The 10,875-nt window shown below is 71.2% G+C and carries 8 protein-coding genes; 3 read left to right on the top strand and 5 right to left on the bottom strand.

The genetic code is table 11. The annotated features are described in order from the left end of the window. Positions 1–60 precede the first annotated feature (60 nt). A complete protein-coding gene (locus HAV40_RS21510) occupies positions 61–1,989 on the top strand; it encodes a penicillin-binding transpeptidase domain-containing protein (protein WP_166384002.1) in 1,929 nt (642 codons plus the stop codon). Positions 1,990–2,063: 74 nt separating this feature from the next. On the opposite strand, the gene HAV40_RS21505 is transcribed toward HAV40_RS21510, so the two are convergent. The 5 genes from HAV40_RS21505 to HAV40_RS21485 all read right to left on the bottom strand — a co-directional run bounded on the left by HAV40_RS21505 (position 2,064) and on the right by HAV40_RS21485 (position 6,881). Beyond that, positions 2,064–2,471, bottom strand: coding sequence for a hypothetical protein (locus tag HAV40_RS21505; RefSeq protein ID WP_166384000.1), 408 nt, complete (start codon positions 2,469–2,471; stop codon positions 2,064–2,066). Further along, the gene (locus HAV40_RS21500; RefSeq protein ID WP_166383998.1) at positions 2,464–2,820 is read right to left on the bottom strand and encodes a hypothetical protein; all 357 of its coding nucleotides are present in this window, start codon (positions 2,818–2,820) and stop codon (positions 2,464–2,466) included. The genes HAV40_RS21505 and HAV40_RS21500 overlap by 8 nt, the downstream gene beginning before the upstream one ends. Positions 2,821–2,976: 156 nt before the next feature. Beyond that, on the bottom strand, positions 2,977–3,957 hold the full coding sequence (locus HAV40_RS21495) for an arginase family protein (RefSeq protein ID WP_166383996.1): 981 nt from the start codon (positions 3,955–3,957) through the stop codon (positions 2,977–2,979). A gap of 90 nt (positions 3,958–4,047) precedes the next feature. Beyond that, positions 4,048–4,989, bottom strand: a complete 942-nt coding sequence (locus tag HAV40_RS21490) for a tetratricopeptide repeat protein (RefSeq protein ID WP_166383994.1) — start codon at positions 4,987–4,989, stop codon at positions 4,048–4,050. A 218-nt stretch (positions 4,990–5,207) separates the two neighbouring features. Further along, the gene (locus HAV40_RS21485) at positions 5,208–6,881 is read right to left on the bottom strand and encodes a coenzyme B12-dependent isobutyryl-CoA mutase large subunit (RefSeq protein WP_166383992.1); all 1,674 of its coding nucleotides are present in this window, start codon (positions 6,879–6,881) and stop codon (positions 5,208–5,210) included. A gap of 334 nt (positions 6,882–7,215) precedes the next feature. Here HAV40_RS21485 and HAV40_RS21480 point away from each other — a divergent pair, with 334 nt between their 5' ends. Continuing rightward, positions 7,216–10,437 (top strand): penicillin acylase family protein, encoded by a 3,222-nt coding sequence (locus HAV40_RS21480; RefSeq protein ID WP_166383991.1) that lies wholly within the window; start codon positions 7,216–7,218, stop codon positions 10,435–10,437. Between the two features lie 62 nt (positions 10,438–10,499). Next, entirely contained in the window at positions 10,500–10,874 is a 375-nt protein-coding gene (locus HAV40_RS21475) for a helix-turn-helix domain-containing protein (protein WP_166383989.1), read from the top strand. Position 10,875 lies beyond the last annotated feature (1 nt).

Below are 10,875 nucleotides of genomic sequence, written 5' to 3'. Positions count from 1 at the left end.
AGTCCGGTCCCGGACAGCGCGGGTGCGACACGGCCGGTGCCGTTGCGGCAGAATGCCCGCATGGCTCTGCGCGCGAACATCCGCCGTCCCAAGTTCGTCCTCTCCCTGGTGGCGATGTCGCTGCTGGTGCCCGCCATCGCCGCCTGTTCGAAGGACGACGGCCCCGAGCCCATGCTCGACGCGTTCCTGACCGGCTGGAAGACGGGGACCTATGACAAGGTCACTTTCGTCAGCCCGACCGGCCAGGGTGTGGCCGCCGACACGGTCAAGACCGAGCTGCGCGCGCTGGAGGGTGTCCTCCGGGACACTCCCCCGACGCTGACCAGGCAGGACCCGGCCGTGAACCAGGGCCTGGCGACCACCCAGATCAAGGTGGCCCAGCCGCTGCCGGACAAGACCGTCTGGGAGTACACCACCACGGTGCGGATGACCAAGGCCAAGGACAACTGGCAGGTCATCTGGGAGCCGTCGGTCGTACACGAGAAGCTGACCAAGGGCGACGAGCTGGCCGTACGCCGCCTCGCCCCGGCTCGGGCCGGCGTCTTCGACGGCACCGGAGCCGAGATCGTCCGGCCTCGGCCGGTCGTCGTGATCGGCATCGAGCCGCGCAAGGTCAAGGACATCGACGCGCTGGTCAAGGAGCTGACCACGATCTTCACCTCGGGGGCGTACGACGTCGGCAAGGACGACCTCGCCAAGCTGCCCGCCCGGGTCAAGGAGGCCAAGCCGGACGCGCTGGTCGAGATCGTGACCCTGCGCCGCGAGATCTACGAGCCGATCAGCGCACGGCTGCGGGCGCAGATGGAAGCCGGAGTGGCGTTCCGCGAGGAGGACTGGCTGCTCTCGCCGACCCGTACGTTCGCGCGGGCGCTGCTCGGCACCGTCGGGCCGGTCACCAAAGAGATCATGGACAGCAAGCCCGGCGTGTACCAGATCGGCGACCAGGCCGGCCTCGGCGGCATCCAGCGCAGCTACGACGACCGGCTGCGCGGCACCGCGGGCCTGAGCGTCGTGTCCAGCCGCAAGGCCTCCGACGGCACCGTGCAGGACACCCCGCTCTACAAGGTCGACAAGAAGGACGGCGAGAAGCTCCAACTCGCGATCGACCAGAAGTACCAGATCGCGGCCGAGAAGGCGCTGGCCACGGTCAAGCAGCGCAGCGCGATGGTGGCGATCCGGATCAGCGACGGCAAGCTCGTCGCGGTGGCCAACAGCGGCGCGGACAACCTCGCCTTCACCGCGCAGGTCCCGCCGGGCTCGACCTTCAAGGCCGTCTCGGCGTACGGGCTGCTCGACGCGGGCAAGGTGACCGCCAACCAGATCGTCGCCTGCCCGAAGTTCTTCACCGTCGAGGGCCGCCAGTTCAAGAACTCGAACTTCCTGGAGCTCGGCAACGTCCCGTTCCACACCGACTTCGCCAAGTCCTGCAACACCGCGTTCGCCTCGCTGGCCCCGCAGCTGGGCCCCGACGGCCTGCTCAACGCCGGTACGGCGCTGGGCCTGGGCCAGACCTGGGACCTGGGCGTGCCCGCGTTCACCGGACGCGTCTCGGCGGGCGGCAACGCCACCGAGCTGGCCGCGGCCAGCTTCGGCCAGGGCCAGACCATCGTCAGCCCGGTCGCCATGGCCGGGGTCGCCGCCGCGATCGCCCGTGGCCAGTGGAAGCAGCCCGTCCTGCTGCTCGACCCGGTCCCGGCCAAGCCCGCCGCCGACGGCCCGGCCCTCAAGCCGACCACCGTCGAGCCGCTGCGCGCCATGATGCGTGAGGTCGTCACCGTGGGCACCGCCACCGCCCTCAAGGACGTCCCCGGCGGGGCCGTCTTCGGCAAGACCGGCACCGCCGAGTACGACGACAACCCCGCGCACACGCACGCCTGGTTCATCGGCTGGCAGGGCGACTTCGCCTTCGCCGTCTTCGTCGAGAACGGCATCAAGCCCAGCGAGACCGCCGTCCCCGTCTCCGAAGCCTTCCTCCGCAACCTCCGCTGACCGGTTTTCCGCGATGATCGCTGTTTCGGGTCACATCCTCAGGCCACACCAGAGGTTCTGACCCGAGACAGCGATCATGCCTCCGCAGGTCCGGCGGGGGTCTTGCGGCGGAGCCAGATGAGGCCGAGGACGGGCAGGACGAGCGGGAGGTAGCCGTAGCCCTCGCCGAAGCCGGACCAGACGGTGGCGTCCGGGAAGTCCTGGGGCTGGAGCACGCTGAGCGTGCCGACGGCCAGCACGCCGACCAGCTCGACCGTGAAGCAGAGCCGCGCCAGGCGGCGGCCGCCCTCGTCGCCGCGCACCAGGCCGACGGTGGCGACGATGTAGAGCACCGCGGCGAGCGCACTGAGCAGGTACGAGACCGGGGCCTCGCCGAACTTCGTGATGATCTGCACGCCCGCCCGGCAGGTCGCCGCGACGGCGAACAGGCCGTAGACGAAGACGAGCACCCGGCCGAGGCCGGTGTTGACGGGTCTAGGCACCGAACACCTGCCCGATCCGCAGCACCAGCACGGGCACGATCAGCGCGGCCACGCCGATGATCACGCTGCCGAACCGGGTCGGCTCCATCCGGCCGACGACCCAGGCGCCCGCGGGCAGGAGCACCATCGTCAGGGCGTACCCCAGGAAGGTCGTCGTCTCGCGCGGCGAGTGACCACCGATCCAGCTCGCGACCGCCGCACCGACCAGCAGCACCGCGGCGATGGTGACCACGACGGTGCCGATCAGCTGCACGCGGTCCGGGGCGCGGTCGCGTGCCGCCGCGAGCAGGGCGACAGCGGCCAGCAGCAGGGCGACCACGGTCGTCGTGGTGGATAGCACAGCGGGCATGCGCGCCACATTAACCGCCGCGACCGCCCGCACCGCGCGCACCTCCACCCCGGGTAGCCCGCACCACCACCGCCCCCGCAGATCGATCATGAAGTTGCGGGCGGTGACACACCGTCGAACACGTGGACAAGTTCATGATCGACCCCGAGGGGGGGGTCAGGCGGCGGTGCGTTTCTCCGAGGCGGTGCGCGGGCTGGGGACGCGGGGGGCGCGGGTGGGGCGTTTGGGGGGGAGGAGGGGGGCCAGGCCGGTGACCAGGGTGGTGACCAGTTCGGCGGCGTGGCGACCGTCGGGGTCGTGGTCCGGGTCGAAGACGGTCAGTTCCATGCCGAGGCAGTCGGGGGTGTTGACGAGGCCGGTGAGGAGGAGTTCGAGTTCGGTGAGGGCGATGCCGCCGGGCTCGGGGGCGTCGACGGCGGGCATCACGGCGGGGTCGAGCACGTCGACGTCGATGTGCACCCAGTAGCCGGCGCAGTCGGCCAGGCGCTCGCGGGCCCACTGGGCGGTGCGGCGGGCGCCCTCGGCGCGCACGGCAGTGGCCGGGCGGGTGGCGAAACCGGCCGCCTGCAGGTCGAGGCGGTACTCGTCGTGCTCGCGGATGCCGAGCACGACGACGTCGGTGTCCCGGAAGTACGGGCGGCGTCCCTCGATCCCGGCCAGCTCGGTCTGGCCCCGGCCGGTGACCAGGGCAAGGTCCTCACCCGCGGCCGCGCCGACGTACGGCGCGTTGCCGGGGTGGCGGAAGTCGGAGTGCCCGTCGACGAAGACCAGGCCGATCCGTCCGCCGACCTCCTCGCCGAGCCGCCGCATGGCCAGCGCCGAACCGAGCAGGATCGAGCAGTCACCGCCCAGCACCAGCGGGAACTCCCCGGCGTCGACGATCGCGCCGATCCGCTCGGCCAGCCGCACGCTGTACGAGTGGATCTGCAGCGCGTGCGCCACCCCGTCGCCGGGACGCCAGTCGCCGGGGTCGTAGCGGGGCGGGGTCAGGCAACCGGCGTCGCGCGCGTCGAGACGGGTCAGCAGGTGCTTGTCCCGCAACGCGCCCGGCGCCTTGGCGCAGCCGGGCACGGAGGTCTCGGTGGGCGGGCGCAGGCCCAGGTTCGACGGCGCGTCGAGAACCGCGATGCGGCGCATACCTCTCCCCCCTGGCCTCATGCACGCTGGTGGGGAGTTCCCGGTGGCCCGCCGTACTGGCGGGCCGTCCGGGACGGGCCACGAGCGGTTCTAGAACAATGCGCTGGCCAGGGCACGCCGCGCGGCCGCCACCGCGGGGTCGTCCGGGCCGGCGACGGCGAACAGCGACACGAGGTGCTGGCGCACCGTCTCCCGATCGTCACCGTAGACGCGGCGCACGAGATTGACCAGCCGCTGATACGCCTGCTCTGCCTGACCGGCCAGCACCTCGACGTCGGCTGCTTTCAGCTGCGCGGGCAGGTCGTCGGGTGCGGCGTCGGCGGCGGCCACCGCGGCCTGCGGGTCCACCCCGGCGACCCGTTTGGCCAGCACGACCTGGGCCAGGCCGGCCTCTGCCGCGGCGTCCTTAGGCGAGTCCGACAAGATCTTGCGGTACGCCTTCTCGGCCTCGTCCAGGTTGCCCATGATCAGGGCCTCGTCGGCCTCTTCCAGGCGCGGGTCCTCGGGCACCGCCACGTCGACGCCACCGGCCCGCAGCACGGCGTCCAGCCACTGGCGCAGCTGCGCGGCCGGCACGGGCCCGGCGAACGCGTCGATCGGCTGCCCGCCGACCACGGCGTACACGGTGGGCACGCTCTGCACCCGGAACATGGCGGCCAGCCGGGGGTCGGCCTGCGCGTTCACCCGCGCGAGCACCCAGGTGCCGCCGTCGGCGGCGTTGAACTGCGCCAGCTCGTCGGCCAGCTGGTCCACCTCGGGGTAACCCGGGGCCAGGAACGCCACCACGACGGGCAGGGTCATCGACTTCTGCAGGACCTCGTCCTGCACGTTGGCCTCGGTGACGTCCACCACGTGACCGCCCCCCGCGGGCGCACCGGGGAAGCCGCCGTTACCACCGTTGCCGGGACCGGCCGGGGTGTTCGCGGGCGCGGCCGGGGTCGCGGCCGGTGCCTGCTGGGTGCGCGCAGCCAGCGCGCCGAGATCCACGGCACCGCGCGTGAAGATCGACTGTCCGGGTCGGAGATCGCTCATGGTTACCCAGTCTCCCACGCCCGTGACAATGCCCCCGCCATGGTCCCCACCCACGCCGCGAACCAAAGGAAGGGCACCTTCTTAACGTTTCGCGTTGCGGAAGGCGCCCTTCCCGACTCGCCCGTCGGCGCACGGCTGTCCGGCCCGCGACGGCAGGCCGGACAGCGGGCCCGCGCCTGCTACGGCACGGGCCGGTCATCCCATCGTCGGTCGGCGGATCAGAAGCGGGCGGGCTCCCGGTATACGCCCCACTCGCCGCGCAGCGCGTCGCAGATCTCGCCGAGAGTGGCTTCGGCGCGGCAGGCGTCGAGCATGGCGGGAACCATGTTGGCCTCGGTGCGGGAGATGTCGATCATCCGCTTGAGGGCGGCGTCGACGGTGGCCTGGTCGCGGTCGGCGCGACGGGCCTGGAGCAGCTTGACCTGCTCGCGCTCCACCTCGTGGGAGACGCGCATGATCTCCAGGTCCTTGGCGATGGTGCCGGTGTGGCAGTTCACGCCGACGATGCGCTTGTCGCCCTCCTCCAGCGCGCGCTGGAAGGTGTACGCCGAGTCGGCGATCGCCGAGGTGAACCAGCCGTCCTCGATGCCGCGCAGGATGCCGCTGGTGATGGTGCCGTCGGTGCCCCGCTCCTTGATGCGCTGGAAGATCGCCTCGGCCTCGGCCTCGATCTTGTCGGTGAGCGCCTCGACGTACCAGGAGCCGCCCAGCGGGTCAGCCACGTTGATCACGCCGGTCTCCTCCATCAGCACCTGCTGGGTACGCAGCGCGATCTCGGCCGACTCGTCGGTGGGCAGCGCCAGGGTCTCGTCCAGGGCGTTGGTGTGCAGCGAGTTCGTGCCGCCGAGGATCGCCGACAGCGCCTCGACGGCGGTGCGCACCACGTTGTTGACCGGCTGCTGCGCGGTCAGCGAGACACCGGCGGTCTGCGTGTGGAAGCGCAGCCACTGGGCCTTCTCGCTGGTCGCGCCGTACACGTCGCGCATCCAGCGGGCCCAGATGCGCCGGGCCGCGCGGAACTTCGCGATCTCCTCGAAGAAGTCCACGTGCGCGTCGAAGAAGAAGCTCAGACCGGGGGCGAACAGGTTGACGTCCAGGCCACGCGACAGGCCCAGCTCGACGTATCCGAAGCCGTCGGCCAGGGTGTACGCCAGTTCCTGCGCGGCCGTCGCACCCGCCTCGCGGATGTGGTAGCCCGACACCGACAGCGGCTTGTACTTCGGGATGTTGTGCGCGCAGTACTCCATCAGGTCGCCGATGAGGCGCAGGTGCGGCTCGGGGTCGAACAGCCACTCCTTCTGCGCGATGTACTCCTTGAAGATGTCGGTCTGCAGGGTGCCGTCGAGCTTGCTCAGGTCGGCACCCTGGCGCTCGGCGGCGACCAGGTACATGCAGAACACCGGCACCGCGGGCCCCGAAATGGTCATCGAGGTGGTGACCTTCTGCAGGTCGATGCCGCCGAACAGCACGTCCATGTCGGCGGCCGAGTCGATGGCGACGCCGCAGTGGCCGACCTCGCCCAGCGAGCGGCCGTCGTCGGAGTCGCGGCCCATCAGCGTCGGCATGTCGAAGGCGACCGACAGGCCGCCGCCGCCCGCGCCCAGGATCAGCTTGTAGCGCTCGTTGGTCTGCACCGCGTTGCCGAACCCGGCGAACTGGCGGATGGTCCAGGTCCGGCCCCGGTAGCCGGTCGGGTACAGGCCACGGGTGAACGGGAACTCGCCGGGCCAGCCGATACGCTCGAAGCCCGGGTAGTCGACGCCCTCGGCGGGACCGTACAGCGGCTCGACCTCGACCCCGCTGAGCGTGGTGAAGTCCGCGACGCGTTTGTGCGCCTTGTCGTACCGCTGCTGCCAGCGCTCGCGACCGGCAGCGATCTCGTTCGCGTCCACGTTTCCTCCCGGGGTCTGACACCTGGATCACAGGATCTCGAGCACAGCGTAGCCCGATTGCCTGAACGATCGCTCAGCCAGTCGCTACCCACCGGTCACATCGCCCCCGCGCACGCTTCACGCTCTTGACACCCCGCCCCCGGCATGGCGCATCGCGGCGTACCGGCAATCAGTGGTGACCCTTTCATCGCGGTCAATACTTCGTTACCATCCCGTACACGAAATTGCTTCACGTAAGTGCGTCGGCGGCGGACATGTCGCGCCAGGCTGCGCGTGGGCCTGCTGTCCGATGCGGATCAGCGGACCCGTCCCGTCCTGCCGAAGGGATCCACCCATGTCCCGACGCACCACCGCCCACGGCCCCTGGGCGAAACGCCCCCTCGCGGCCACCTTCGCCCTGCTCACGGCCGCCGCCTTCGCCGTGGTCGCCCCGTCGGCGCCCGCCGCCGCGGCCGTGCTCGCCCCCAACGACTACTGCCTGGCCGAGTGCTCCGACATCCTGCCGCCCGGTCAGAACGGCAACGCCACCCTCGTCGACATCCTCGGCCACCAGGTGTTCGGCACCCGGCCCGCGCACTCGGCCGACCAGCTCGACCGGTACGCCAACCTCGTCTACAACTACGCCGGGCTCACCGACGAGCAGATCCCGTCGTACTTCAACGACGCCTCGTTCGGTGTGCCCGCCGGGCAGGTCGAGCGCAGCTACGCGCCCCGCTCCGACGTGACCGTGGTCCGCGACAAGGCCACCGGCACGCCGCACGTCACCGGCACCACCCGCGCCGGGACCATGTTCGGGGCCGGTTACGCCGGTGCCGAGGACCGCCTGTTCACCATGGACCTGCTGCGCCACGTCGGGCGCGGCACGCTGACCCCGTTCGCGGGCGGCGCGGCGGGCAACCGCTCGCTGGAGCAGAGCGTGTGGCGCAACGCGCCGTACACCGAGGCAGACCTCCAGGCGCAGGTCAACGCGCTACAGAGCCTCGGCGGGCGCGGCGCGCAGCTCTACACCGACGTGCAGAACTACATCGCGGGCATCAACGCCTACATCGGCAAGTGCATGGCCGACCGCAACTGCCCCGGCGAGTACGTGCTCACCGGCCACCTCGACGCGATCACCAACGCGGGCGGCCCGGTGCAGTTCACGATGACCGACCTGATCGCCATCGCGGGCGTCGTCGGCGGCCTGTTCGGCGGCGGTGGCGGCGGCGAGATGGAGTCCGCCCTGGTCCGCGTGGCCGCGCGGGCCCGCTACGGCGCGGTCGAGGGCGACGCGGTGTGGAACGCGTTCCGCAGCCGCAACGACCCCGAGACCGTGCTGACCATCCACGACGGCACCAGCTTCCCGTACGGCGCGGCCGACGACAACGCCGCCGGGGTCGTACTGCCCGACGCGGGCTCGGCCGTGTCCGAACCCGTCGTCACCAACCCCACCGGCTCGGCCAACAGCGCCGTCACCGCGCAGTCCGACATCGCCGCCGCCCTGGGCAGCCTGACCATCGGCCACAAGGGCAAGGGCATGTCGAACGCCGCGGTCATCTCCGCCGCGCACTCGGCCACCGGGCACCCGGTCGCCGTGTTCGGGCCGCAGACCGGCTACTTCTCCCCGCAGCTGCTCATGGTCCAGGAGCTGCAGGGCCCCGGCATCAGCGCGCGCGGCGCGGCGTTCGCCGGGCTCAACCTGTACGTGCTGCTCGGCCGTGGCCAGGACTACGCGTGGAGCGCCACCTCGGCGGCCCACGACATCACCGACACGTACTCGCTGCCGCTGTGCACCACCGACGGCAGCGCCCCCACCCTGAACAGCAACAAGTACCTCTACCGGGGTGCGTGCACCGCGATGGAGGAGCTGTCGCACACCAACGCGTGGACGCCGACGACCGCCGACGGTACTGCCGCCGGGTCGTACAAGCTGGTCACGTACCGCACCAAGCTCGGCCTGGTGGCCTGGCGCGCCACCGTCGGCGGCGTGCCGCACGCCTTCACCCGCCTGCGCTCCACCTACCGCCACGAGGCCGACTCGGCGATCGGCTTCCAGATGTTCAACGACCCGGCCGCGATGGGCACCCCGGCCGACTTCAAGACCGCCGCGGGCAACGTCGGCTACTCGTTCAACTGGTTCTACGTCAACGCGACCGACACCGCCTACTTCATGTCCGGCAGCAACCCGCAGCGCGCCGCCGGGCACAACCCCAACCTGCCGGTACGCGGCGACGCGGCGTACGAATGGCAGGGTTACCAGGCCGACACCAACAACGCGACCTGGGCGGCCAACGCCACCCACCCGCAGTCGGTGAACCAGGACTACTACGTGAGCTGGAACAACCGGCAGGCCAAGGACTTCGGCGCGGCCGACGGCGACTTCAGCTTCGGCTCGGTGCACCGCGCCGACCTGCTCGACGCACCCGTCAAGGCCGCCATCGCGAGCGGGCACAAGTTCACCCGCTCCTCGCTGGCGACCCTGGTCGAGAACGCCGGGGTCACCGACCTGCGCGGCTGGAAGGTGCTCGACGACCTGCTCCGCGTGATCGAGAGCCAGGCCGTCACCGACCCCACCCTGGCCAGCGCGGTCAGCAAGCTCAAGGCCTGGCAGCAGTCCGGCGCCAAGCGCGTGGAGACCGCCCCCGGCTCGAAGGTGTACGCCCACGCCGACGCGATCCGGATCTTCGACGCCTGGTGGCCGCTGCTGGTGAGCGGCCAGTTCCAGTCCGCGCTCGGCGACGGCCTCTACGGGGCCCTGGTCGACGCCATGTCCATCAACGAGTCCCCGTCGGGCGGCCAGAACGGCCCCGGCTCCAGCCTGCCCGGCTCGCTCAGCTCGGCCCAGGCCCACAAGGGCTCGTCCTTCCAGCACGGCTGGTGGGGCTACGTCGAGAAGGACGTCCGGACCGTGCTCGGCGACCCGGTCGCGGGCGGGCTCGGCCGCACGTACTGCGGCAACGGCGTGCTCAGCGCCTGCCGCTCGGTGCTGCTGTCGACCCTGGGCAGCGCCAACGGCCAGGCGGCGACCGCCGTCTACCCCGGCGACGACCACTGCGCCGCCGGTGACCAGTGGTGCGCCGACGCGATCCTGCAGTCGGCCCTCGGCGGCATCACCGCGCCGCTGACCGCCTGGCAGAACCGCCCGACGTACCAGCAGGTGGTGTCGTTCCCGGCCAAGCGCGGCCAGGACATCGCCAACCTCGCCCAGGGCCGCCCCGCCTCGGCGAACGGCAGCCAGCTGTTCTACCCGGCCGGCAACGCCGTCGACGGCAACCCGACCACCCGCTGGAGCAGCAGTTCCGCCGACAACAGGCAGATCACCGTCGACCTGGGCAGCGTACGCACCGTCGGCCGGACCATCCTTCGCTGGGAGACGGCGTACGGCCGCTCGTACCGCATCGACGTCTCCACCGACGGCAGCACCTGGACCACCGCCTTCACCACCACCACCGGCAACGGCGCCGTCGACAACAACACCTTCACCCCTGTCAACGCCCGCTACATCCGCATGCAGGGCATCACCCGCGCCACCACCTACGGCTACTCCCTCTGGGAATTCGAGATCTACAGCCGCTGACGCGTTGCAGCTCCGTTCCCGGGTGCGTAGCATATATGCTACGCACCCGGGAACGGAGACTCATGGACAGCGCATTCTGGGACGACCTGGCAGGCAACCTCGACGACCCCGAGTTCCTGCGGGCGTACCTCACCGAATCAGTGCGGATCTCCACCGTCGACGCGCTCATCAACGCGCTGGAGGATGCCCGGGAGTCCGCGCACCTGAACAAGGCCGAACTCGCTCGGGCCATCGGAGCGGAACCCGCGGTCGTCCGTCGCCTGCTCTCAGCCACCAGCCCGAACCCCACGATCGGCACCCTGGCCGAGGTGGCCGCCGCCTTAGGCCTGCGGGTCAGGCTAGAGCCCATGCCGGAGCACGAGCGCCGGGCCGTCACCGACGCACTCCGCTCAGGCCGCCCCACCCCGGAGACCCGCGCCCGGCTCGCCGCCGCATGAC

The sequence above is a fragment of the Catellatospora methionotrophica genome (assembly GCF_011297335.1).
Taxonomy (GTDB): domain Bacteria; phylum Actinomycetota; class Actinomycetes; order Mycobacteriales; family Micromonosporaceae; genus Catellatospora; species Catellatospora methionotrophica.
The sequence above is the reverse complement of the archived record's forward strand: the minus strand, read 5'-3'. Positions and strand labels throughout refer to the sequence as shown.

What these genes read in the sequence shown, in the direction of transcription:
- HAV40_RS21490 (WP_166383994.1), bottom strand. Translation starts at nt 4,989, where the DNA reads ATGAGCGATCTCCGACCCGGACAGTCGATCTTCACGCGCGGTGCCGTG.
- HAV40_RS21480 (WP_166383991.1), top strand. Translation starts at nt 7,216, where the DNA reads ATGTCCCGACGCACCACCGCCCACGGCCCCTGGGCGAAACGCCCCCTC.
- HAV40_RS21475 (WP_166383989.1), top strand. Translation starts at nt 10,500, where the DNA reads ATGGACAGCGCATTCTGGGACGACCTGGCAGGCAACCTCGACGACCCC.
- HAV40_RS21495 (WP_166383996.1), bottom strand. Translation starts at nt 3,957, where the DNA reads ATGCGCCGCATCGCGGTTCTCGACGCGCCGTCGAACCTGGGCCTGCGC.
- HAV40_RS21510 (WP_166384002.1), top strand. Translation starts at nt 61, where the DNA reads ATGGCTCTGCGCGCGAACATCCGCCGTCCCAAGTTCGTCCTCTCCCTG.
- HAV40_RS21500 (WP_166383998.1), bottom strand. Translation starts at nt 2,820, where the DNA reads ATGCCCGCTGTGCTATCCACCACGACGACCGTGGTCGCCCTGCTGCTG.